A 24795-nucleotide genomic window follows, 5' to 3' on the forward strand; every position below is an offset into this window, starting at 1 on the left:
TACAATATAAATAGAATGTTTTTCAAAATTTGCGGATATAAGTTATACATGACATAGAGTATGTTTTCTTATATCAGAGATAAAATTGCTAGATAACTACTACCTGGAACCAGACGATTTTTTCAAGCTGATCTTTCGGCTTTTCTTAGCTTTACTTATTGGAGCTATTATCGGCATAGAAAGAGAACGACGGCGTAAACCAGCAGGCTTAAGAACTCATATGTTGGTTAGCTTTGGGTCTGCCATATTTGTTGTTATACCTTTACAAATTATCTCCATACAATCACACCCAGAAGTGGTTAGCCGAGTAATTCAAGGTATTGCGGCTGGTGTGGGATTTCTCGGTGCTGGTGAAATTGTCCGCGAATCTTCACAAGTATCACAACGTCTGGAAGTTCATGGACTTACCTCAGCAGCAGCTATCTGGGTTTCCTCTGGGTTGGGAATTGCTGCTGGTTGTGGTTTATGGCAATTAAGTTTAGTTGGAGCTATCATAACTTTTGCGATTTTAAATATTTTTAAGAGATTAGAAAATAGTTAATCATTTAAGTTTTTATCAAATAAATTTAATGCCTTGGCAAATGCAGGTTCTTCTGCTTGAATTTGCATAATCGATTTAACTAAATAAATAAAATTCCAATCGAGTTGATTATCGTTTTCAATTGTTTTACTAGCCGCATAAAAGCTCGCATCATCAATGCTTAATTCATTTGTAGTGCCAGTTTGAAATCCTGAGAATTTTTTATCCCAAGATAGTGATTGACCACGCAAAGTCAATTGAAACCAGGAAATTTCGTCATCTTCAAACTCAAAAAAAACATCAAAATATGGTTCTTCACCTTGAAACCAAATTCTAATTTTCCCTTCATTTTGACTTTTCTTGAGTAGTTTATTTTCAATTTTTATTAATGATTTACCCAGTGATATAATTTCATTTTCACTTAATAGATTATCGGTATTTTTCATACTTAAAGATGAGAATTATTTTAATAATTCAAGATAATGAATGCCATATTTATGGGAATCCTGATGAGGCTTAAAGAAGCTGATTATTTAATTTTATCTAATAGAATTTGATGTAGATATTTTACCTTGCTCGACAAAAAGAATTTGCGATGAATTTAACCACTGGGCATCAAAAGAACTGAGGTGAGTAGTAGTAATTAATGTTTGAAATCTGTCTTGAATCGTATCCAGTAATTGATTTTGGCGGGATGGATCTAATTCAGCCAAAACATCATCAAGTAATAGTAAAGGTGGCTCTTTAACAACTTCCTCAATTAATTGCAGCTCTGCGAGTTTGAGAGCTAATACCAGCGTGCGTTGCTGACCCTGAGAACCGTATTGACGGGCTGGAGTTTGATTGATGGTTAATTCTACTTCGTCCCGATGGGGGCCGACAAGGGTGGTACCTCGGTACATTTCGGGAACGGCTCTTTGCTGTAACTGGCTTAAAAAAGCTTGCTGCACCTGTTCTGGTTGATTTTGCATCAACTGCACATTAGGCGTATAGCTGATTTGCAGAACCTCTGTACTGCCGCTAATACTGGTGTGCCAAGCGGTAGCTAGGGGGGCAAGTCGAGCTAATGCGCGATCACGTCTTCTAATTACCTTTGTTCCGGTAGTAACTAATTGCGCGTCCCAAATAGCTAGGGCTGAGTCCTGAGTAGTGAGTGCTGAGTCTTGCAACTTCTTTAGATAGGCATTGCGTTGCCGTAACACCTGATTATATTGCTGCAAAATATGAGCATAAACTGGCTCAAGTTGAATCAGGAGAGTATCCAGCCAGTTGCGCCGGACTTCAGGGCTACCACGCACCAGTTCTAAATCCAAGCTGGAGAACTGCACCGCATTTAACACACCTAAAAAATCCATTTGTCGCCGCAGTGATTCACCATTGAGGGCGACAGTGCGGCGACCATTACGCCGCAGAATCAGACTGAGGTCACTAACCCCCGTGTCTCGCTCTAACGTGGCGTTTATTTGGGCTAGTGGTTCTTCCTCCTGGACTAAATCGCGATCGCGTGCCATCCGGTGCGATCGCAATGTTGCCAATAACTCCACCGCCTCCAACAAATTCGACTTTCCCTGAGCGTTATTACCCACCAAAATAGTTTTGGCGGCCGTAAACTCAACCTTTTGGTCATAGTAGTTGCGAAAATGTCGGAGGTGCAGAGTCTTTAGGTACATAAAGGGGATTGAGGATTAGGGATTGGGGATTGGAGACTAGGGATTGGGGATTGGGGATTGGGGATGAAAATTTACCCCTGCTTCCCCTGCCTCCCCTGCCTCCCCTGCCTCCCCTGCCTTCTTCCTGCCTTCTCACACACTCCTTTTGCCCATAAAGCGGAAGAATAACTTCTCCATCTCCACCCAAACAAACATCAAGGCACTGAAGCCGACGCAAATCGCTAATTCGTCAAGTGGTAGCCAGTGAGTACCAAAGAAATCTCGTAGGGGTGGAACATAGACAAGCATGAGTTGCAAAATTGTTGTGACAACTACAGCCCCTAATACGTAAGGATTGGAGACAGGATTCATCTCTATTGTGAGTTGGTTATTGGAGCGAATGGCGATCGCATGACCCATTTGAGCAATACACAGAGATGTAAAGACCATTGTTTTCCAACGTTCAGGATCGAGTCCTGGCCCTGTCACTGCGTGGGAATGATCATAAGCCCATTTCATCAGAATAATGGTGATGATGGCAAAGATAATCCCGATACGCACCATGTAGGAACCCAAGCCTCTAGCAAAGATGCTTTCACGGGGGCTAAAGGGTGGGCGCTTCATCACATCAGGTTCGGGAGGTTCCACAGCTAAAGCTAAGGCTGGTAAACCGTCTGTCACCAAGTTCATCCAAAGGATTTGTAGGGGTGTTAAGGGTACTCCTCCCAAACCCAGGAGAGGCGCTGCGGCAATGGTGAGGACTTCACCGATGTTGCTGCCCAGGATGTATTTGATAAAGCGGCGGATGTTGGTGTAAACTACCCTACCTTCCTTCGTGGCGGTGACAATAGTAGCGAAGTTGTCATCGAGTAGCACCATATCACTGGCTTCTTTACTCACATCTGTGCCGGTAATACCCATAGCGATGCCAATATCAGCTTGTTTGAGGGCTGGGGCATCGTTCACACCGTCCCCTGTCATGGCGACGAATCTACCGCGACGTTGCAGGGCTTGGACAATCCGCAATTTGTGTTCTGGAGATACCCGTGCATAAATGCTTACTAGGTCTACTTGCTGTTCTAATTCCTGGTCATTCATCCGTTGTAATTCTTGACCAGTGAGAACTCTGTCACCTTCTTGGGCAATACCCAGGTCTGTGGCGATCGCTCGTGCTGTAAGTTGATGGTCGCCTGTAATCATAATGGGGCGAATACCAGCTTCTCGACACTCTTGGACTGCTGCCCGGACTTCGGGACGCGGGGCATCTAGCATCCCCACCAAGCCCAGCCAAACCATTCCTTGTTCTGATGTCTCATCCGACCCTTCCGGCGGCACTTCTGCCAGGGGTTTGTAGGCAAAACCTAATACCCGCAGACCTTTACTCGCCATTTGGTCATTTGCTGCCAAAATTTGTTGGCGTTGTTCGTCATTGAGGTGGTCTGAGTTTGCACCCAAGTGAATGGCTGTGCAGCGTGCCAAAATCAACTCTGGGGAACCCTTGGTAAACATGATGTAAGGTTCGCTGTTGACCAAACCCGCCAAGGTGGGGTCAACTGCTGTCATTGTCGGTTCACCTGTGGCTACTTTCTCCACCTGAGAAATGACACTCATGCGTTTACGTTCCGAGGAGAAGGGAAACTCGCTCACACGGGGTAACTTATAGTTCCACTGGTCTTTTTCAATGCCTGCTTTGCCTGCCAATGTTACTAATGCCCCTTCTGTGGGGTCACCTAAGATCATCCATTCCCCTGCTTCTTTTTGTAGTACTGAGTCGTTACAGACAGCACAAGCAACTAACAAAGCGGGAATTTCGGGATAATCTTCCGCCTGCACGTTTTGACCATCTAGGTGAAACTCACCCACTGGGGCATAACCTTCACCTGTAACGCGAAAAGTTTGATGGTTTGTGTAGATTGACTGCACTACCATTTTGTTTTGGGTGAGTGTCCCGGTTTTATCAGAACAAATGGTAGTGACAGAACCCAAAGTTTCTACGGCTGGTAGTTTACGAATTAAGGCATTGCGCCGCACCATGCGCTGGGTTCCCAATGCCAAGGTAACTGTAATTACGGCGGGTAAACCTTCGGGAACTACGGCTACTGCCATACTCAAGGAAACTTCTAATAAGTCTCTCAGGGGGCTAAAATTCCCTGCTTGAATGACACCACCCACAACGACAATCGCCACCAACACCAAGGAACCGCTTACTAGAACATTCCCTAGCTGAGTCATCCGTTGTTGTAAGGGGGTAGGTTCACTTTCCACCGACTGCAACATGGTGGCGATTTTGCCTAGTTCCGTGGTCATGCCAGTATTAGTTACTAGCACCTTGCCACGCCCTTGGACTACTTCCGTACCTTGGTAAACTACATTAATGCGATCGCCTAAAGATGTATCTTCTGGTAGTTGTAAAGATGCTTGTTTATTTACGGCTTCCGCTTCACCTGTTAAAGCCGATTCCCGCACCTGTAAATTAGCTTGTTCAATCAAGCGACCATCGGCGGAGATTTGCACCCCAGCCTCTAACAGCATCACATCTCCTGGGACTATATCTTTGGCTGCTACATCCACCAACTTGCTACCACGAATGACCCGCACAGAAGGAGAGGCAAGTTTTTTCAGTGCCGCTAGAGCTTGTTCAGCACGGCTTTCTTGAACATAACCGAGAATACCATTGAGGATGACAATCGCTAAGATGGCGATCGTATCTTTGAACGGTATTTCCCCAGGCTTGAGTTCACCTGCTTGCCAAGAGATAAAATCTAAAGACCCAGAAATAAAAGCAACTGCAATCAGCATCAACAACATAATGTTCTTGAACTGATCAAACAGAATCTCCCAAGCGCTACGGCCTCCATGTTCTTCTAGTTCGTTGGGGCCATATTTTTGCAACCGTTGTTCAACTTCTTCGGTTGTCAAGCCACTGTCTGCATTACTATTGAGCAGTCCTAGTGCTTTATCAACTTCCAAGCTGTGCCAAGTAGTGGAACTTTCAGGCAGAGAATTAGCAGACATTGTGTAAGTCACAGAAAATGGTTACAAAATTCGATCATAATTTAGTGATGGACGGAAAACCATCCACCAAAGTTACATTACATCTATTGTCTAGATGTAGGAGTAATAACGTAAGTCACTACTGATCTAGGGAAGAGATGGTATTTGGTTATGGATAATAGGTCATAGTTTTTTCCTAAGTTACCAATTACCCTCCGGTTTCGCCAGTCCCCTACGGCGGGAAACCCGCCTACAGGGCTGGACTCACCAATTACCAGTTACCCTCTAGACAAAAGTTAATCTATTTCCTTGTGGTGCATATGTATTATTTCTTCAGCCAGAGTTTTCTGGAAGACATTTTACTGATAATTGAGAATAACACCCAGTCTGATTTTGGATTACAAATGCCATGCCACAATTAATTTTAGGCGTGCTAACCGTTAAATAAATATGCTTAATATGAGTTTTGCACCCACCAGTTTGACAGTTAGCCAAATGTCAGGGACAAGGACAATTAGACCATTGACTGCTGCTACTTTATGTGGCATTGCTTTTATCCAAGATAGACTGATCGCCATTGACAGTATCAAGGGACATTTACTAGAAATTGACCCCAAAACCGATAACAGCAAGATTCTCAATCCTCACCAAGCCAAAGAGTTTACGGACGTAACCGGGTTAGCTGTTTGGGAGGACGAGCTGTGGGTAACTCGCGGTAACAGTGTGTATGTATCTAAGCTCTCATCTTTAGGCTTGGAACATTTTGTCACGTTACCTTATAGCGCGGACGGTGTTGCCGTTTGGCAATCAACAGTTTACGTTAGTTGCCATAGATTAGGCTACATCCTGATTTTTGACCGCGATACCCGTAAAGAGATTACCAGATTTTATGCTCCTGGGGTTGGGATCGAAAATTTAGCGGTGAATGGCAATACCCTGTGGGTATGCGATCGCACCGAACAAACAGTCTACTCTATGGATAGGGCAACTGGGGAGGTAAAATTCAGTGTTTTAACCCCCTTTGAATCACCTACAGGCATAGCATTAAACGTAGATGCCGAAACGGGTAAAGAAAATCTTTATGTTGCCTATGCCTCGGAGGAACCCTATATCCGGGATAATCCTAATGCTGATCCTAATCATGAATTAACGTACCGCGATCGCACTTTTATTCACCCCCTCTACTATCATCACGAGCCAGATAAACACTACGCCCTTTCTAACGGTTATCTCATCGAAATGTCCTATGCTGAGGAAATTTCGCCTTTAGAAGAGGTGTATATACCAGAAGTAGAATGGCGGATTGCTCTCCCCTCAGAAACTGAACGCCAAAAAATTCGACACATTGAACCCATCGGTATACCTTTCACAGAAGAAGTCATTGACGGACAACGTGTCGCCGTATTTAAATTTGATGCCCTAGTTCCTGGTGAACGCCATATCTTTGGCTGGAAAGCATTATTAGAAGTGCGAGGCATTAAGTATCGCATTACACCCAAAGAAGTAGAGAATATTCCTGAACTATCACCGGAATTTCAAGAGCGCTACTTAGTGGATGACGACGATTTAGCAATGGACACCAGTATAGTCCGCCGTGCGGCTGAAGAAGCTGTTGGCTCAGAAACGAATCTGTTGCGGAAAATGTACAGCATTCGTAATTATGTTTATGATGAGTTGTCCTATGGTATCAAGCCATACATAGACACGCCAGATATCGTTTTAGAGCGAGGCGTTGGTTCCTGTGGCGAATATGTGGGAGTGTTACTCGCTCTTTGCCGTTTGAATGGTATTCCTTGCCGCACAGTGGGTAGGTACAAATGCCCCCCACACGCCGAACAGCAAGGAGTTCCCCTGCAACCAGATTTTAATCATGTGTGGTTAGAATTTTACATTCCTGGCTTTGGCTGGTTGCCAATGGAATCAAACCCTGATGACTTGGGCCGTGGTAGTCAATATCCTACCCGCTTTTTTATGGGCTTATGCTGGTATCACATTGAAATCGGTAAAGGTGTTTCCTTTGAAACTATCAGTAGTCAAGGTAAGAGATTAACCAAGGATGATATCCCCATAGGTGATTTGGCAATTAATCACATTCGGTTTACGATTGTCAAGGAATTACCAGATTTTTGAAGCAGATTCTCAAACAATGAAAAATGAACAGAGGGAATGATGATATTTCCCCTCTGTCAAGAAATCTGTTAAGTAAATCGGGCATACACTGTCAGATAATTAAGGGTAATCGATTGTCGAAGTCTGCATCGATAACCTGATTTCCCTTAAAACAAAGTCAAATTTATGAAAAGCTTATTGTTAGGGTTAATAGCTGCATTGGCATTTGCTCCCAACGCATACGCAGCAAACATTGTATATAGCGAAAGCTCCCAGGGTGACTTCTCTGGCAATAACTTGAACCCGACAAAACTCAACCTCTCCCAGGGTTCCAATATCATCATTGGCTCTACAACAGGTAACCCCAATCTTGACCAAGATTTCTTTTCCATCACGATTCCCTCTGGTTATGCAATCAAAAAAATTATTTTGGCTGGCTATAAGGGACTAGATGACGACCTGATCAATCAAGGATTTTTAGCGGTACAAGCAGGTTCCCTGATTGAAAATGGCACCATTACTGGTAACAATCCTCAATTACTTGGTGCAGCCACGATTGGTGCAGAACCAGGAAAACAAGTTGGTGATAATATCTTAGACGATTTGGCTAAAGCGGATTCCATCCGGGGTTTTTCATTTGTCGGTTTCCCTAGTGGTGTACTCACACAGGGAAATTACACCTTTTGGATTCAGGAAACTAGGAACGGTATAGAAGAATATCAGTTAGATTTTGTACTTACCCAAACTCCCGAACCTTCCACTATGTTAGGTCTAGGTATGGTAATGGGTATTGGTATGTTGTTGAACCGGAAGCGACTACTCCACTACAGGTAACCCAGACAACGCCATTATGAATACCTGATGGAGAGGCTAACGCCAAAAAAATTCCTAATCAAGAAATCTAGATTATGTTCTGGTTTCTAGTTTTGCATCTGTTGTCCTTTTTTGGCGCATTGGTCTTATAGACTACTCACGGCTTGAGCCATTAGTTGGGATACAAAAGGCAAAATCTCCCGGCTGTTGGCTTGGGCTTTACCTTCTGTGAAGACTACTAATAAATAGGGGCGATGTTCCGGTAACTCAATATAGGCTGCGTCATGACGGACTTGACTTGTCCAACCGGCTTTTGACCAAATTTGTGCGTTTTGGGGTAACCCGCCACCTAAAAAACCTGTGATTTGGTCTTCTTCCACATCTTGAGGTAAATCATTGGGGTTGAGACTGCGTTTGAGTAAAGCCATCATGGCTTGCGATCGCCCACTAGAAACAGCCACACCACCCACGATACTATGTAGCAAACGCGCGATCGCATTTGTGGTCAGCATATTGCGATTTTCAAACATTTCCCCATAAAATGCCCTCTCCCGTCCATAGGGACCATCACCCCAGGTTTTTTGACAGACGTTAATTGTCTGCATATCTTCCCAACCCAAAGACTGGTAATAGCGATTAATAATATGACGCTGATATTTCCAAGTATCATAGGGGCCTGGTGGTAGTTCTGGCCCGGAAGTTGTGCCGGTCAAAATATCTACTACTAAGCTGGTAGCATCATTGCTAGAATCAACAATCATATCGCGCAAAGCCCTCTCCAACTCCTTAGCGGGTTGGGTCATGCCTTTCTCTAGCCATTCGTTGGCTGCTACCAAGTAGAACAATTTAACTACACTCGCTGGATAAATCCGTTCCACGCCACGATAGCTAAAACCCCGGACTGGATGATTCCAAAAAGCATCGGGAGTTAACGCGCCACCAGTATTTACTGGTACTGGCGGATCATAGACAATCCAAGTTACAGCAATTTGGTTACGGGCTAAAGTCGGAAATGCCGTCCAAGTAGCTTCTAAAATACCGTTACCCAGATTTTCTAGTTGTTCGTCTTTTTGAAAAAAAACCATTGCAGAATGCTCTCTAATTTAGAATCGTCCATCCAAAGCCCCAAATCGGGAGAATACCAATGTCTTGCTGCGTTGAATTTATATGATTCTCCTGAATGTACCAGCTTGGCAACTCAGGCCGCAGTTGGGCGACATTTGCAGGTAACATCAAATCAGCAAGGTGCGGCAGTTGAGGTGTGTTTATGTGAGGATGACTACCCAGGGTGGCTATCCCTTGGAGACTTGGGTTTATTAAAACCTGCTACTGTACTTTATCAGGCTAAATCATTTTCGGAATCGGAAATTAAAAAACTGCTACCAGGGGCGATCGCTTTTACCCAAAAAGCCATGCAGCAATCGAATTACTATCTTTGGGGCGGTACGGTCGGGCCGAATTATGATTGTTCTGGTTTAATGCAGGCGGCGTTTGTATCTGTGGGGATTTGGCTACCCAGAGACGCTTATCAACAAGAGGCTTTTACCCAAGCAATTACTATTGATGAATTAGCACCGGGTGACCTAGTATTTTTTGGCACTCCTGTAAAAGCTACTCATGTAGGGCTGTATTTAGGAGATGGTTGTTATATCCATAGTTCTGGTAAAGCACAAGGACGCGATGGTATTGGCATTGATATCCTCTCGGAACAGGGAGATGTGGTAAGTCGGTCATATTACCAGCAACTACGGGGTGCCGGCAGAGTTGTTAAGAGTTACAAACCACAAAGACACTAAGGAAACTGAGGAATATGAGGAATGGAGTAATTTTGGCCAGGGTGAACGAAGGAAATGAAAGTATTTCCGCCATTATTCCTAATGTTTCCGTGGTGGTTCCAGTGCATGACGAAGTGGAAAGTCTGCCTTTATTATTGGAAGCGATCGGATCTACTTTATCTACTAGTGGGTTAAGTTATGAAATTATTTGTGTGGATGATGGCTCAACCGATGGTTCAGACGCATTTCTCAAAGAACAAGCGCGCCTCCGTCCCGACTTAAAAGCAGTGATTTTGCGGCGCAATTACGGTCAAACTGCGGCAATGGCAGCTGGATTTAACTATGCTTTAGGTGAGGCGATCGTCACCTTAGATGCTGATTTGCAAAACGATCCAGAAGATATCCCGATTTTGTTGGCAAAGTTAGGGGAAGGTTATGACTTGGTTAGTGGTTGGCGACATCAACGCCAGGATGCAGCTATCTCCCGGTTACTTCCTTCTAAAATTGCTAACTGGTTGATTGGCAAAATCACCGGCGTAAAACTGCACGATTATGGCTGTTCTCTGAAAGCTTATCGCTCCGAAGTAGTGGCAGATATGAATCTGTATGGGGAACTGCACCGCTTCTTACCAGCTTTGGCTTACATCGAAGGGGCAAGAATTACAGAAATTCCTGTACGACATCATGCCCGACGCTTTGGCCGCAGTAAATACGGCATTTGGCGGACGTTTCGCGTCCTCATGGATTTGTTAACTATCTCTTTCATGAAGAAGTTCCTCACGCGCCCAATGCACGTTTTTGGCCTGTTAGGATTAATCTCCATGATTTTAGGTACAGGTATAGGCATCTACTTAACTTTCGTCAAGTTGGCTTTAGGTGAAATGATTGGCAATCGCCCTTTGTTGATTTTGGCGGTACTATTACTGGTAACGGGGGTACAGTTATTCTGCTTTGGTCTTTTGGCGGAGTTACTGATGCGTACATACCACGAATCCCAAGGCCGGCCAATTTATCGTGTGAGAGAAGTTGTAGCAAAAAATGGCAACTAAGGTAAAAATATTAATCAAGAAGAAATCAGAATTCTGATTTTTTTGTTAACAAAACATTTAGCATTAAATTGCATCTGCCTTGAAAGCTTTTAATACATTTGACGCAAGCTTGCGGCTTAACCTGCTGATTCTATTTACGGCAGGTTTATTGTTCTGGTCGAGTACTGCTACTTTCTTGCCCACTCTGCCCTTATATATTGAGGATGTGGGAGGAAGCAAGCAAGAAATTGGCATTGTGATGGGTGGTTTTGCTATTGGGTTGTTAGTATTTCGCCCAATGCTGGGACGAATGGCGGATCAAAACGGTCGGAAGTTACTGTTATTAATTGGGACAATAGTGGCAACAATTGCCCCCTTTGGCTATTTGGCATTTAAATCAATTCCTTTATTGATGCTGGTGCGCGTCTTTCATGGCATTAGCATTGCTGCTTTTACCACTGGTTACAGTGCTTTAATAGCAGATTTAGCCCCTATAGCCATTCGTGGTGAAATCATCAGTTACATGAGTCTCACTGCTCCCATTGGCTTGGCAATTGGCCCGGCTTTAGGGGGTTATCTACAAGCTTCAATTGGTTATCCAATTTTATTTTTAATAGCATCCGAATTGGCTTTTGTGGGGTTATTGGGAACGATTCAAGTTTCTAATCCACCTGTACCACAAGGTCGCCAAGCAACAGAAAAGGATAGTAATTTCTGGCAACTTTTAAGTAGCCCACGGGTGAGAGTGCCAACTTTGGTGATGTTGCTCATTGGTATAGCTATCGGTGCTGTGCATATTTTTTTACCACTGTTTATTAAATCAACAGGGGTGGAATTTAACGCCGGACTATTTTTTACGATCGCGGCCATTGGTAGTTTCAGTTTACGGGTATTTGCAGGGAAAGCTAGCGATCGCTTCGGTCGGGGTTTGTTTATTACTTTCGGTATCATGGCTTATATGTTGTCATCTTTCTTGTTATGGCAAGCCAACAGTGCCATTAGTTTCGCTATTGCAGCGATCGCTGAAGGTTGTGGCGGCGGAACAATGATTTCGATGATTACGACGATGATGGCAGACCGCTCGCTACCACAAGAGCGAGGACGAATTTTCTCTATTTGTATCGCTGGATTGGATTTAGGAATTGCGATCGCTGCCCCTATTTTAGGTTTTATTGCTGAAGCGACTGGCTATCGCAGTATGTTTGCCTATACAACTGCTTTAACTTTCCTAGCCTTACTAATTTTCCTGACCAGATCGAGTAAAAATTTGAGCAATTCCCTGCGGTTTGCTCTGGGTCGCGGTCAAGATGTCTATTCTCTGCATAATAGTAACTAGTCAGGCAAAAATAAAAGCAGAGAAAATGTTTCTCTGCTTTTATCTCTAAAACGGGCGAGGAGGGATTCGAACCCCCGACACCGTGGTCCGTAGCCACGTGCTCTAGTCCACTGAGCTACACGCCCTTACAAGAAATATATACTAGCACCCTTTTTCATAATTATGCAAGACCCTTTTCCCAAAAATTCTGCAAATCTGACTCATCTCGATGGCCAGGGACAAGCACAGATGGTAGATGTGTCTGATAAAGTACAAACGATTCGGCAAGCAGTGGCTGAGGCTCAAGTGCGGATGCTACCAGCGACTTTAGCCGCCATCCAAGCTGGTAACACACCTAAAGGTGATGTTTTAGCCACTGCTAGACTAGCCGGGATTATGGCTGCTAAACAAACAGCAAATTTGATTCCCCTGTGTCATCCTTTGCCATTACAAAAAGTTGCGGTCGAGATTACGCCAGACCCCCAACTTCCTGGTTATCAAATACGAGCCACAGTCAAAACTAAAGCCGAAACTGGTGTGGAAATGGAAGCTTTAACTGCCGTTTCTATTGCTGCTTTAACTTTGTATGATATGGCAAAAGCTCTAGAAAAATCGATGCAAATTGAATCAATTAGATTAGTTAGTAAAACTGGTGGAAAATCAGGAGATTATTTTCCACCAGCACCATAATTTAATCTATTTCACCTATAGCTTTGTTTACATCTGTGGGATTTTCATATTCCTCATCTTCTGGTAATTGATCTAACAGGGAAATTATTTTTTGATCGGCTCCCTGCTGTTGAGCGTGCTGAATTAGCTCTTGCTTACTAGCAGGATAGTCAATACCTTTTAAGTGTTTTTGAATTTGCACTGGGTTAGCTTTAGCCATCTTTATCCACCTCTAAAGATTATTACCATCTTCACCAGTGGTTTTGTTAGCTCCCTCTATCAAAAAGCTGAATCATTTTTCATCTACAATATCTTAAATGTCACTCAATTGGTTGATGTATAGTTAATTATATTTAGATATTTGCATTGATTTCTTTAACGAAAGATAACTCCTGCTTTCTCAAGAGAAATCATCTTTGTTACTTTATTTAATAAACTTTTTAGATCAGTAATATTTTATTTGTCAACTATAAAATAAAACGAGATTAACATAGGAATGCTCTAAAAATTTCAAAATCATGTTCATTTTAGAGAATGATCCACTAGAAGCAGGGCGTGTATATAAAAGTACAGGAGCGCTACCCAAGAATATATTACGCTCAACAGTTTATCGAGCGTGGGAAAGATCCCATCTGCAAGGAGCTAATCCTCACTCGTTACAAGCGGAAAAACTTTCAAGTTTGGAGACAGAACGTTTAGTAGAGCAGCAGAGTTATTTGCTCAATGTTGTGCGTCCTTATTTCCAAATTTTATCCCAGGCAGCTGGTAAAGAACCTCATGCAGTTATGTTAGGCGATCGCCAAGCTATTTTGCTGGGTTTAACAGGTGATGAACAAACTATCAACTCAGAATCTTTTCCTGCTGCTGGTTCTTTATTATCTGAAAGTGTAGCTGGCGCTAATGGCATCGGTACACCCCTAGCAGAAGAAGATTATGTAGAAATTATCGCCAGCGAGCATTTTATTGAAGGCTTCCATCCTTTTACCTGTCAGGGTATCCCTTTGCGTAATGAAAAACAGGAAATTGTCGGAGTATTGAGTATCTCCTCACAACGTCAGGATGCAGGACAACGACTCAAAGAAATTTTATTGTGTGCGTCTCGTGCTGTCGAGGCAGAATTCCTAATAGCAAACCTAAAAAAAGATATTCATCATGTACTAACCTCTAATCCTGAGGAATATCAACCATTAGAAGAATTGCGTCAAGATATTATCCAAGCACATCATGCTGCACGCTTAAAATTGGAAGTTAGCTCTCGGATGGTGGCGGTGAATCGTCTAGATTATGCCAAACATCTGCTGCAACAAGCAGAAAAATCGATTCGGATATTTCAACGCCATGCCGCAATTTGGCGTAGTTTAGCTTCTAGTGATGTTGGTTCAGTGGAAACTATCTCCTTAACTGACACCATCCAAGATTTTGTGGAGTTATTATCCACAGAAGCTAACATCCGCAAGATAGAGGTTGTGACGAACTGGCAAGAGCCAATTATAGTTATTACCGAACCAGCAACTCTGTTACGCCGTTTGTTACGTTATTTTTTGCAATCTTTCGAGAAAGCAGGTAAAGGGGGAACACTAGAGGTGGCTGCTCAGAGGGCGGCAAATTCCCAAGTTGTCCTAGTGAGTTTTCTGCCTATTGCAACCTTAAATACATATCCATTAGAACCAACTCCATTAATTTTTTCCATACCAATAAAAAATTAACAATTTATGAACAATCAAAGTTTAGCAAGAGGCAAAGTTTTAATAGCTGATGACGATGAAGATAGCCGAATGATGCTCTCTTTTGTATTACAGGAAGAAGGCTGGGAAGTTTACGAGGCTTGTAACGGCAAAGAAGCTCTAGAAAAAGTAATTGAAGAGAAACCGGATTTGTTGATCTTAGATAATAGAATGCCAGAGTTAAGTGGTGTTGAAGTGTATCAATATCTACAAGCAGAAGGTATTCACATAGCAGTTGTCTTAGCTACAGCATACGGTTATTTGGACGAATTAGCTTCATCCTTGGGGGTGGAGCATTTTATTCATAAACCCTATGAGATTCCCGCGTTACTGAAAATGGTGGAGTCTGCTTACGCTCACTCTCGTAACTAATACCAATTCAATTAATGATTGCAACACATTCTTGGGTGAAGACGCGATGAATCTACAGATGGTTTATTTGTCGGAGGGTGAAGACGCGATTCATCGCGTCTCTACAGATGGTTTATTTGTCGCATTCTTTTTTTAAATTGGTATAACTCAGTTACTTTCAGCTTTATGGGAGATTGTCGGGGTCAACGAGACTACGCAAATAAGCTGCTAACTGTTCTGCACATTGGCGTTGTTGTTCTCACAGTAATTCGGCTTGTTCTGTCCGTTGATTTAGTATAATCAGGTTGTGTTGAAATTTGTAACAAATATTTATGCCTCCTCGTTGGCCTCGCAAACCCGATCGCAAAGACCCAGAATTCCGCAAGCTAGATGACAGAATGAACTTTGCTGTCCATGTAGCTGTGGCGGCGACGATTAACTCTGGTTTATGGTTTTTTCAAAACATCACCTTAGCTAAATGGGAATGGCTACCGTTGTTAACGGCTGGTTGGGTGATTGTATTGTTAGCTCATCTAATTTATATTGCGGCGATCGCTAACTATTCACCTACACCGCCTAAATCCACCTGAAGACGGACTGCTAAAGCTAGGGCAATTGTAACCTGTGGCTGTACATTCACCCGTTAAATTGCGCGATAATGATTATTAGCCTGAGAGTTCGCGCTCTTTTTTTATATGGGGTGATTTTTATGGCTAAGACTAATACGACAGAATTGCTAGAAGCCCTAGCGGCGGAAATTGGCGAAAGTGTTTATATAGATATTGCCAAATGGCATCTATATTTAGGTGATGCCAAACTGCATACTGTTGTCGCTGAACAGTTATATCCCTTAATTACTTCTAACTCAGTCAATGAAGACAGAGTTATCAAAGTACTAGAATCTATTCCTGTAAAAATTGGTGGTGGTAGGCGAGAATTACCTTTATTTGATTTATTACCACTGCAATGTCAGGTAAGTCTGGTGGATATTTTAGAAAAATATCAACGCGAAATATAATTCTTTAATTCAGATTATCGCAGCATTTCATTTTTTACACCCCTTTATTGAGGAGGTGAAGATTATGGCTGCTGATAAATTTCACCATGAATATACTCTGGCAAAAACAGCAGAGAAATTGATTAAAAAAGCTTCATAGCTAAATTTAATACCCAGCTTTGTTGCGCGTTATTTTGTCGATATTAGACAATATTATATTCCTGATGAAATAAAATCTGAATCCCTAACACCAGAAGAAATGTATATGTTTTTTAGGAAATTATTAGAAGATTCTGGTAATTTAAGCTTTTCCCCCATTAAATAGTTAATAGTGAGGATACTTGTATGCTTTTACAAACGAAAGACACTAGCGATTTAGTGAAAGTTGTTGATATTCAAGAGTTAATCGATCCAAACATCGACATTGTTCATGGGCGGGATCAGGAAGGTCAAGAAGAACAAGATACGGATTCTTTCAAAAAAGAAAATCTCGTGTTTCCTTCCGGCGAAAGTCTTCCCCGTTGTTGGTTAGATGCCAATTACCGGACAGCTAAAGCTTCTTAGTTCTTTTGATAAAAAATATCCCCGATTTTTTAGAAAAATCGGGGATATTTGGCTATTAACAGGGTAATTAACGCTCTATTTAAGAAGCAGCTTGTTCTGGTGATTTAGCTATATCACTACTTGATAATTTGGGAGAAATTGCTTTAGTAATCCAGTAAGTAAAAATATGGGATAAAACGCCTAAGGGGCCTGCAAATAAACAAAGTGTTAAGGAATGAATTGTCCAAATCCCTGTTTTCTGCCCTTCCCAATATATCCAGCGACCGACAAATAAATCCATCACCAGAAAATGAATCCAACCAGTTGCGGCTGCTGTTTCGTCGGCAAAGAAACGAGCGATGTCTGCTAATTGGGGATTAGATAAAGCTTGGGCATTTTCTGGAGTAATGCTGGTGATAAATAAATACAGGTATGCTCCAGCTAAGGGCAAAAAGATTAGATATGATTCCATTACCCGCCGTGTGACTTTCCAGTTGGGGAGAAGAATCATTAATGCCCAAAATGGCAAGACGAAAACATTAGCGATGTTAAATAGTTGTGTGATGTTCATTAGGGGAATGGGGAATAGGTAATGGGGAATAGGTAATGAGTAATACTCGATCACCAATGACCAATGACCAGTTACCCATTACCAATTTGTTACTAAATTACAAAGCTACCAGTTGCGATTCTATTTCTGTTGAATTTAAATCACGACCGATAAAAACTAAACGAGTTTGTCTGGCTTCTTGTGGTTGCCAAGGGCGGTCGTAAAATTTGTCAAATCTGTTACCTACGCCTTGCATAACTAGGCGCATGGGTTTGTTGGGAACGGCGACAAAGCCTTTGATGCGGTAAATTTCTTGTTGGTTGGTCAGTGTTTGCAGTTGTTGTTGCAACTTTTCCGGGTCAAAATCCCGGTCTAAAATGAGGTGAGTTGAGGTGATATCGTCGTCGTGGTCGTGGTCTTCTTCGGTGTCGTGATGACTGGGGCGACTATCTAGGTTGTCTTCCACGGCAGCTTGGAATCCTAATAGTATAGATGGGTCGAGTTGACCGCGATCGCTCTCCACCATTTTCACCACTCTGGGGAGTTCTTGCTTGACTAATTCCTCGACTTGTGATTTTGTTTCGGCATCAACTAAATCAGTTTTGCTTAAAACTACCAAATCTGCACAAGCTAGCTGGTCTTCAAACAATTCTTGCAATGGTGTTTCATGTTCTAGACTATCATCGGCTTGGCGTTGGATGGCGATCGCTTCTAAATCACTGGCAAAGGTTCCTGATGCAACGGCCGCACAATCTACCACTGTTACCACTGCATCCACAGTTGCAGCGTTGCGGATTTCTTGCCAGCGAAAAGCTTTTACCAATGGTTTGGGTAAGGCTAAACCAGAGGTTTCAATCACAATACAGTCTATGCTATCTCTTCGTTTGAGTAATTCCTGCATCGTCGGTAAAAACTCTTCTTGGACGGTGCAGCATAAACAGCCATTAGTTAATTCAAAAATATTACTCCCGCCATCCTCATCTTCGGGACAAACTTGGCAGGATTTTAACAAGTCGCCATCTATACCAAGTTCGCCAAACTCGTTGACTAAAACTGCTATGCGTCGGCCTGCGTTATTTTGCAGTAGGTGGCGAATGAGGCTGGTTTTACCACTACCTAAAAAGCCTGTAATTACGGTGACTGGAATTTTTTGAGCCATTATTTCAGTAAATCAACAAAATTAAGAGAGTAATTCGTAATTAAGAAGTCTAGGTTGTATCTGTATTATCTGCCATTCGGGCAAGGCTTCTGAGTTAAATTTGTCAAATTCCTCCTGAAGATAAACTCATAAGTACCCAGGGAAAGATGTCATTACTAAGGAAATCAGTATCAAATATATCAGGAGATGAATCGGCATCTTCCTAGAAGGGAGAATGAGGAAATGAACTTAAAAGCGATTTGGCAACTTTTTCAAGAGGCGTTGCAAGAGTGGAATGATGATAAAGCCTCACGTTTGGCAGCTGCATTAGCTTACTATACGGTGTTTTCTATCGCACCTTTGTTGATTATTGTCATTGCGATCGCCGGTGCAGTATTTGGAGAAGAAGCTGCTAGGGGCGAAATTGTGCAGCAAATTCAAGGTTTAGTAGGTAGAGATGGGGCAGAGTTTATTGAAACTGCTATTCAAAACGTAGATAGGCCAAAGACGGGTACGATAGCTTCTCTTATTAGTATTGCTCTTTTATTATTGGGTGCGACTGGTGTTTTTATCGAGTTACAAGACTCCCTCAACACCATTTGGGAAGTACAACCAAAACCAGGACGCGGTGTCAAGGGTATTTTTCGCCAGCGTTTTTTATCTTTTGGCATGGTTTTAGGTATTGGCTTCTTGCTGTTAGTTTCTCTGGTAATTAGTACTGTATTATCAACGCTAGTTAATTATTTTGGTGGTTTACTACCGGGTGTAGATTTTCTTTGGCAATTGGTTAACTTTATTATTTCTTTTGCCATCACTACGTTGCTGTTTGCATTAATTTTCAAGGTTTTACCAGATGTCAGAATTACTTGGAATGATGTTTTAGTTGGTGCAATTCTTACCTCAATTTTATTTTCTATCGGTAGATTTTTATTAGGACAATATTTAGGTAATGCTGGTTTTGGTTCAGCCTATGGCGCAGCTGGTTCAGTCGTGTTGATTTTAGCTTGGGTTTACTATACTGCCCAAATTCTCTTTTTCGGTGCTGAGTTTACCCAGGTTTATGCCAGAAAATACGGCAGACGTATTGTTCCAACTCGTCACGCTATGCCTTTAAATGATACAAATTCGGGAAATCGGCATTAGAGACGGTAAGGCATAGAGAAGATAGGGGAATCAACAATTAAAAATTACGAATTATGATGAATTGGTTTTCTATAAATTGGCACGCTATTTTTGTGCCTAGTATCAGTATTTTAGAGCTTGTAATCCGGGGATCATTGGTTTATTTGGCTCTTTTTTCTGTGCTGCGCTTGCTGCCTAGTAGACAGATGGGAACTTTAGGAATTACGGATTTGCTCGTAGTTGTGCTATTTGCTGAAGCTGCTCAAAATGCGATGGCAAGTAACTATACATCGATTACTGAAGGAGCAATTCTTGTCGGAACTGTCATTTTTTGGAGCTATTTTCTTAACTGGTTAGGTTATAAACTTCCGATAGTTCAACGTTTCTTAAATCCACCACCATTACTGTTAGTAAAAAATGGTAAGACGATTGAACGGCATTTGCAACGAGAATTAATTACAGAAGATGAGTTGAAAAGCAAGTTACGTCAGCAAGGTGTAGAATTTTTAGCCGATGTCAAGTTGGCGTATATGGAAGCTGACGGTAGCATCAGTATTATTACATCGGAGTCAAAACTGGTGGCTAGGGAATAGGGAGTAACAATTGTTAACTGATGACTGTCAACTGACAACTATCAACTGACAACTATCAACCAAAGCGGGGTAAAATATGACAGTTGTATTCTGCCGCGAACGTTGATAGAGCGTTATACTCTGCCCGAAATGGGCAACCTGTGGACTGACTTTTATAAACTAAAAACCTGGCTTCAGGTGGAAATTGCAGTCTGTGAAGCCCAAGCGGAATTGGGTTATATTCCATCTGCTGCTGTTGAGGAAATCAAAGCTAAGGCAAATTTTGATCCGCAACGGGTACTGGAAATAGAGGCGGAAGTCCGTCACGATGTCATCGCCTTTTTGACTAATGTCAATGAGTATGTGGGTGATGCTGGACGTTACATTCACTTGGGCTTAACTAGCTCTGATGTATTAGATACAGCTTTAGCTTTACAACTGGTTGCTAGTTTGGATGTGTTGGCGCAACGCCTGGAAGGCTTGATTGGGGTGATTCGCCAAAAGGCACGGGAACACCGTTACACGGTAATGGCTGGCCGATCGCATGGTATTCACGCTGAACCAATTACTTTTGGGTTTAAATTGGCTGGTTGGTTGGCGGAAGTGTTACGCCACCAACAACGGCTGACAATTTTGCGGGAAACGATCGCCGTGGGTAAGATTTCTGGCGCGGTGGGAACCTACGCTAATATTGAACCACGGGTGGAGGCGATCGCTTGTCAAAAACTCGGACTCAAACCCGATACAGCTTCTACACAAGTCATTTCCCGCGATATTCATGCTGATTTTGTGCAGCAGTTAGCCTTGATTGCTGCCTCTATTGAACGCTTTGCTGTAGAAATTCGCAATCTACAAAAAACAGACGTTCTGGAAGTAGAGGAATTTTTCTCGAAGGGACAAAAAGGCTCTAGTGCGATGCCACATAAACGCAACCCCATCCGTTCGGAACGGCTGACGGGGATGGCGCGGCTAGTGAGGAGTCATGCCGGCGCAGTGTTAGAGGATGTTGCCCTGTGGCACGAACGGGACATTTCCCATAGTTCAGTGGAACGAGTAGTTCTGCCAGATGCCTGCATTTTGACCCACTTTATGCTGATAGAAATCACCAATTTGGTGGAAAATCTGTTAGTCTACCCAGAAAATATGGCGCGGAATCTCAACTGCTATGGTGGCGTTGTGTTCAGCCAAAAAGTTTTGCTGGCATTGGTAGATAAAGGACTCAGCCGAGAAGAAGCTTATGCGATCGTTCAGCAAAATGCTCATACTGCCTGGAATAAGCCGGAAGGCAATTTCCATGACTTGATCATTAACGACTCCCGTGTCACTCAACATTTGTCTCCAGCAGAAATTGCTGTGTGTTTTGACCCACAGCAACATCTCAAGCATTTGGATGAGGTTTATCGCCGGTTGGATATTTAGGAATGGGGATTGGGTACAGGGAAAAAGGGGAAGAAATCTTTCTCTAAGTTCCTCTCCCTGCTCCCTACTTCTTAAATACGCGCGAGTTTGATGGATTCGGAATAACCCCTCTCCACTAGACACCTACGGTGTACACACATCTTTGTGCTGGGTGCAAAATGTGGTTTGATCCCCCTAAATTCCCCTTCAAAAGGGGGACTTTAATTCTAATTCCCCCCTTTTTTAAGGGGGGTTAGGGGGGATCAAAACGTTATGGGACAAGATTGAGCAGACTTGTGTGTACACCGTAGCGGCAAGGAGAGACGCTTTAAAACCTGATTTTTCGTAGATGGTTCAGGCTATTTATATTTAAGCCCCTTCCCTTGTAGGGAAGGGGTTGGGGTTAGGTTCAACCAAACTCTAACTACGCTGCGACAGCCTCTTTTTCCTTCCTTGCTGGCGCATTTTGAGTTAATAAATGAGTGTATAGCTGACTCAATTGAGATGCTACACCGTCCCAGCTGAAAGTAGTTTCCACTCGCTGACGGGCGGCTGCACCTAGCTGATCTCGCCAAGTTGGGTTGGCTAAGATGCGGTCTATGGCTGTAGCAAAAGCTGATTCGTCTCGCGGTGGTGCAAGTAAACCTGTGACTTCTGGTACTACTGTAAATTGCAATCCACCTACATCACTGGCTACTACAGGAGTTTTGCTAGCCATCGCTTCAATAGCAACTAAACCGAAAGGTTCATAGTGGCTGGGGACAACGCAAACATCAGCCGCAGCGTAATAGAAGGGAAGGATTTCGTGGTCTAGGCGACCAGCAAAGGTGGTGCAATCGTTTAGTCCTAGTTCAGCCACAATATTAGCAATGCGATCGCGTTCTCTGCCATCGCTTTGACCAGGACGGCTACCACCACCAATTACTAACTGGAGATTAGCTTCACCTCTCAAGCTAGACTGAGCAACGGCTCTGACTAGGGTTTCTATGCCTTTACGGGGATCAAAACGTCCTACATAAAATACCATCTTGGCATCAGGCGCAATTCCCAGTTTTTCCCGTGCTGCTGACTTGTCAATGTTTCCAAAATTATTAATGTCAGTCCCGCAAGGAATCATCTCTATGCGTCCCTTCTTAGAAACTAGGGCGCGCATATGTTGCCGTTCTTGGGGGCTGGTGGCAACTACTGTGTCTACAGTCTCTAAACAAGCTTTTTCTATAGCTAATCGCTGATTAGCTACTGCGGGTATATCTGCGATTGTTTGATATTTAATTGCCCCTAATGAGTGATATGTATGCACCAACACCAACGGTTGTTGCTTTTTCAGTTGCATTCCTACCCAAGACGACAACCAGTAGTTTGTGTGAATGAGTTGATAATTATAACCTTGGCGTTTTTGGAAGCGTTGGAATTCAGCCACGAATTCCGGTAAATAATCAAATACGTAATCACGTCCGATAAACTCAACTGGCCCCGCTTGTAAGCGGATAGTACGGCAGTTAGGACTATGTTGGACAATCTCAGCCTGGTCGGGACTGATACGGCGAGTGAACATATCTACTTGCCAACCTTGTTCGGCTAGTGCATAGCCTACTTCTCGAACATATACATTCTGACCACCAGCTTCTTCTTGACCTATTTCAACGGCTGGGTCTCCAGAAACAGAAATAAGTGCAATCCGATGTTTTTTAGTTTGGAACATAGTGAGCTTCACCTCAAGGTAACTACTTCTTCCTCAGACACCAGAATTTAGGACATAAGTATCCATACCTCTGGTCGAGGGCGGGTAAAACGAAGCGTAAAGCTACCAGCCAAGGACACTGACGACAGACATTATAGAAAAATCTGTACGTTCAATCTCCTCTCAATGCCGACGAAGTTAGCTGACGGGCTAGGACTGAGAGATATCCTTTTTGGATAATCCAAAATACGCCCCAATTTTGGTTCCTCCGCTCTTTAATTGCCTCAATGTTTGGGGCAATTAAGATTAGGCTGACTGATTTACATTTGCTTAACACTTTACTGGCGATCGCCATTATAGTCAATAGCTTTTACGAAAAAAATGTCTTGAATTGCTTCCAGTTTGTTTACTCACGCCTCTAAAAAAGCGTTGTAACCTAGCTGGGAGAGGGCAATATTTTGTAAGAACAAGTATTTTCTATACTGAGAATATTAACTGCGATATATTTGATTATTCAACTTTCTAAAGAGATATTTCTTAGACTATATTTTTGAAAATTTTGGCTTATGCCTGCTGAAAACGACCTCAATCTTAGGATAGTTATACCGTTTCTTAATTGAAGATGTGCTTGATTCTGGACTGTAGAGACGTTGCATGCAACGTCTCTACATCATTTATTTGGTGCAACTTCATAGAGAATTGGTATTATGCCCGGAAAGTCTTGGCAATGCTCTGTTATGTCTACAATACTCATGAGCGCAAGCATTAACGGTATGAGCCTATGTTCTGACTGGCGTTTATCTGAAATCAGTAGATATCTCATAACAATAATTCGGGCAATATTGAGACAATTTTTCTAGTTAGTGTTATAAAAAGTATAATATTAAATAATTCACCAGTATAAATACTCCTTGCGGGTATTGACAAAAATCAAGAAGTATTTACTCAATGATCTGATCTGTGCAGAAAGTATATATCAAAAGACATAATTGCAGGATTTATGTCTAAAGTATTGTACTGCAATGCTTGATTTTCTAGACTAAATTGCTAACAATAAAGAAGGGATTTAAAAATCTCATAGTCAATTTCGATCATTTGACCCTTCTACGCTAGTCCGCTCAGGCGGACTTTTTTGTTGTCAATAGGATTCTTAGTTGATTTGTGAAATATATATGATGGGCAAGACAATTAAAATATGCAGTTTCTTCTAAAATAAAGCTGGAAAATATCGCAACTTATTCTATGGATCACGAATTATTAACTTTTTTTGCTGGTGTGGGCTTTCTTATCATCTATCTTATTTTTTCTGCATGGACGGAAATGGGTACTAAATTACCTTGGAAGAAATGAACAGTGATGAGTATTTCTTGAGGTTGTTTTAACCAATTTTGGGGGTTCAATTCTCCAGTTTTTATCAAGCGACGGGTTTTGTGACGGGGTCTCAATCCCGGTCACAAAACTTAATGGCCGATTGTTTTAATGGATCACTAACGAACAGATTCAAAAATTACCATGATCGTGATTAAACATAAGAGGATTACTCCCAGAGGAAAGAACACGGTTTGCAATACTGCAATCAGTATATCGATGATGTGTAAGGCACCTAAAGCTGTGGAAAGCACATAAGCGATCGCCACTCCAAACAGCATCAATAAAAAGTATTTCAAGAACTTAGCAACTAAACGAACTAGTATGGTGTCTTCATGCTTCAACATAATGGAACTCCTGTAGGGTGGAGAGGAACATAAATATTTACACGCTCTACAGAATCTAGTTAGTTAATGCTTACCGCTTATCTATAGGAATCTACTGAGATAAATCTTCTCTGGGAATGAAGACTTATTTAG

24 protein-coding genes, 1 tRNA gene and 1 riboswitch are annotated in these 24795 nt (G+C 42.5%); of the genes, 15 read left to right on the top strand and 10 right to left on the bottom strand.

Annotated features, from left to right (window positions below; translation table 11 throughout):
• Positions 1–85: 85 nt before the first annotated feature.
• Complete coding sequence (locus GSQ19_RS22785; RefSeq protein ID WP_011320112.1) at positions 86–541, top strand: MgtC/SapB family protein; 456 nt, start codon at positions 86–88, stop codon at positions 539–541.
• Here GSQ19_RS22785 and GSQ19_RS22790 read toward each other — a convergent pair.
• The 3 genes from GSQ19_RS22790 to GSQ19_RS22800 form a co-directional block, all read right to left on the bottom strand.
• Positions 538–966: a hypothetical protein gene (locus GSQ19_RS22790; protein ID WP_011320113.1), complete on the bottom strand. Its 429-nt coding sequence runs from the start codon at positions 964–966 to the stop codon at positions 538–540. The genes GSQ19_RS22785 and GSQ19_RS22790 overlap by 4 nt on opposite strands.
• 93 nt (positions 967–1059) lie before the next feature.
• Positions 1060–2190, bottom strand: a complete 1131-nt coding sequence (gene recF / locus GSQ19_RS22795) for a DNA replication/repair protein RecF (protein ID WP_011320114.1) — start codon at positions 2188–2190, stop codon at positions 1060–1062.
• Between the two features lie 132 nt (positions 2191–2322).
• Positions 2323–5184: a cation-translocating P-type ATPase gene (locus GSQ19_RS22800; RefSeq protein WP_011320115.1), complete on the bottom strand. Its 2862-nt coding sequence runs from the start codon at positions 5182–5184 to the stop codon at positions 2323–2325.
• Between the two features lie 429 nt (positions 5185–5613).
• Between GSQ19_RS22800 and GSQ19_RS22805 the strand changes: the two genes are divergently transcribed.
• Positions 5614–7293 (top strand): transglutaminase domain-containing protein, encoded by a 1680-nt coding sequence (locus tag GSQ19_RS22805; RefSeq protein ID WP_011320116.1) that lies wholly within the window; start codon positions 5614–5616, stop codon positions 7291–7293.
• 165 nt (positions 7294–7458) lie between these two features.
• Positions 7459–8106 carry a PEP-CTERM sorting domain-containing protein gene (locus tag GSQ19_RS22810; RefSeq protein WP_011320117.1) on the top strand — a complete coding sequence of 216 codons (648 nt, stop codon included), beginning with the start codon at positions 7459–7461 and terminating at the stop codon, positions 8104–8106.
• 125 nt (positions 8107–8231) lie between these two features.
• Here the strand turns inward: GSQ19_RS22810 and GSQ19_RS22815 are convergent, their stop codons facing one another.
• Entirely contained in the window at positions 8232–9170 is a 939-nt protein-coding gene (locus tag GSQ19_RS22815; RefSeq protein ID WP_011320118.1) for a serine hydrolase, read from the bottom strand.
• Positions 9171–9176: 6 nt separating this feature from the next.
• Between GSQ19_RS22815 and GSQ19_RS22820 the strand changes: the two genes are divergently transcribed.
• From GSQ19_RS22820 to GSQ19_RS22830, 3 genes are all read left to right on the top strand, one after another.
• On the top strand, positions 9177–9881 hold the full coding sequence (locus GSQ19_RS22820) for a C40 family peptidase (RefSeq protein WP_011320119.1): 705 nt from the start codon (positions 9177–9179) through the stop codon (positions 9879–9881).
• A gap of 14 nt (positions 9882–9895) precedes the next feature.
• Positions 9896–10909 carry a glycosyltransferase family 2 protein gene (locus GSQ19_RS22825; protein ID WP_011320120.1) on the top strand — a complete coding sequence of 338 codons (1014 nt, stop codon included), beginning with the start codon at positions 9896–9898 and terminating at the stop codon, positions 10907–10909.
• A gap of 79 nt (positions 10910–10988) precedes the next feature.
• A complete protein-coding gene (locus tag GSQ19_RS22830) occupies positions 10989–12224 on the top strand; it encodes an MFS transporter (RefSeq protein ID WP_011320121.1) in 1236 nt (411 codons plus the stop codon).
• A 51-nt stretch (positions 12225–12275) separates the two neighbouring features.
• Here the strand turns inward: GSQ19_RS22830 and GSQ19_RS22835 are convergent.
• Positions 12276–12349, bottom strand: a tRNA-Arg gene (locus GSQ19_RS22835).
• Positions 12350–12386: 37 nt separating this feature from the next.
• Here GSQ19_RS22835 and moaC point away from each other — a divergent pair.
• Positions 12387–12893: a cyclic pyranopterin monophosphate synthase MoaC gene (gene moaC / locus GSQ19_RS22840; protein WP_011320122.1), complete on the top strand. Its 507-nt coding sequence runs from the start codon at positions 12387–12389 to the stop codon at positions 12891–12893.
• A 1-nt stretch (position 12894) separates the two neighbouring features.
• Here moaC and GSQ19_RS22845 read toward each other — a convergent pair whose 3' ends face one another.
• Complete coding sequence (locus GSQ19_RS22845; RefSeq protein ID WP_011320123.1) at positions 12895–13092, bottom strand: DUF2795 domain-containing protein; 198 nt, start codon at positions 13090–13092, stop codon at positions 12895–12897.
• Positions 13093–13390: 298 nt separating this feature from the next.
• Between GSQ19_RS22845 and GSQ19_RS22850 the strand changes: the two genes are divergently transcribed.
• From GSQ19_RS22850 to GSQ19_RS22870, 5 genes are all read left to right on the top strand, one after another.
• A complete protein-coding gene (locus tag GSQ19_RS22850) occupies positions 13391–14578 on the top strand; it encodes a GAF domain-containing protein (protein ID WP_011320124.1) in 1188 nt (395 codons plus the stop codon).
• A 6-nt stretch (positions 14579–14584) separates the two neighbouring features.
• Positions 14585–14968 carry a response regulator gene (locus tag GSQ19_RS22855; RefSeq protein WP_011320125.1) on the top strand — a complete coding sequence of 128 codons (384 nt, stop codon included), beginning with the start codon at positions 14585–14587 and terminating at the stop codon, positions 14966–14968.
• A gap of 311 nt (positions 14969–15279) precedes the next feature.
• The gene (locus GSQ19_RS22860) at positions 15280–15537 is read left to right on the top strand and encodes a hypothetical protein (protein ID WP_011320126.1); all 258 of its coding nucleotides are present in this window, start codon (positions 15280–15282) and stop codon (positions 15535–15537) included.
• Between the two features lie 119 nt (positions 15538–15656).
• The gene (locus tag GSQ19_RS22865; protein WP_011320127.1) at positions 15657–15965 is read left to right on the top strand and encodes a DUF3181 family protein; all 309 of its coding nucleotides are present in this window, start codon (positions 15657–15659) and stop codon (positions 15963–15965) included.
• Between the two features lie 324 nt (positions 15966–16289).
• Positions 16290–16508 carry a hypothetical protein gene (locus tag GSQ19_RS22870; protein ID WP_011320128.1) on the top strand — a complete coding sequence of 73 codons (219 nt, stop codon included), beginning with the start codon at positions 16290–16292 and terminating at the stop codon, positions 16506–16508.
• Positions 16509–16587: 79 nt separating this feature from the next.
• Here the strand turns inward: GSQ19_RS22870 and GSQ19_RS22875 are convergent, their stop codons facing one another.
• Together GSQ19_RS22875 and cobW are read right to left on the bottom strand one after the other, a co-directional pair.
• The gene (locus GSQ19_RS22875; protein WP_011320129.1) at positions 16588–17058 is read right to left on the bottom strand and encodes an ABA4-like family protein; all 471 of its coding nucleotides are present in this window, start codon (positions 17056–17058) and stop codon (positions 16588–16590) included.
• Between the two features lie 97 nt (positions 17059–17155).
• Positions 17156–18196, bottom strand: a complete 1041-nt coding sequence (cobW, locus tag GSQ19_RS22880) for a cobalamin biosynthesis protein CobW (protein WP_011320130.1) — start codon at positions 18194–18196, stop codon at positions 17156–17158.
• A gap of 222 nt (positions 18197–18418) precedes the next feature.
• Between cobW and GSQ19_RS22885 the strand changes: the two genes are divergently transcribed.
• From GSQ19_RS22885 to purB, 3 genes are all read left to right on the top strand, one after another.
• On the top strand, positions 18419–19318 hold the full coding sequence (locus GSQ19_RS22885) for a YihY/virulence factor BrkB family protein (RefSeq protein WP_011320131.1): 900 nt from the start codon (positions 18419–18421) through the stop codon (positions 19316–19318).
• Between the two features lie 53 nt (positions 19319–19371).
• Complete coding sequence (locus GSQ19_RS22890) at positions 19372–19890, top strand: DUF421 domain-containing protein (RefSeq protein ID WP_011320132.1); 519 nt, start codon at positions 19372–19374, stop codon at positions 19888–19890.
• A 102-nt stretch (positions 19891–19992) separates the two neighbouring features.
• Positions 19993–21288, top strand: coding sequence for an adenylosuccinate lyase (gene purB / locus GSQ19_RS22895; protein WP_011320133.1), 1296 nt, complete (start codon positions 19993–19995; stop codon positions 21286–21288).
• Between the two features lie 403 nt (positions 21289–21691).
• On the opposite strand, the gene GSQ19_RS22900 is transcribed toward purB, so the two are convergent.
• A complete protein-coding gene (locus GSQ19_RS22900) occupies positions 21692–22969 on the bottom strand; it encodes a glycosyltransferase family 4 protein (protein ID WP_011320134.1) in 1278 nt (425 codons plus the stop codon).
• A 152-nt stretch (positions 22970–23121) separates the two neighbouring features.
• Positions 23122–23270: riboswitch (cyclic di-AMP (ydaO/yuaA leader) on the bottom strand.
• Positions 23271–24435: 1165 nt separating this feature from the next.
• Positions 24436–24663 (bottom strand): hypothetical protein, encoded by a 228-nt coding sequence (locus tag GSQ19_RS22905; protein ID WP_011320135.1) that lies wholly within the window; start codon positions 24661–24663, stop codon positions 24436–24438.
• Positions 24664–24795 lie beyond the last annotated feature (132 nt).

Origin of the sequence: Trichormus variabilis 0441, from assembly GCF_009856605.1 — a bacterium.
In the GTDB taxonomy this organism is placed as follows: Bacteria; Cyanobacteriota; Cyanobacteriia; order Cyanobacteriales; family Nostocaceae; genus Trichormus; species Trichormus variabilis.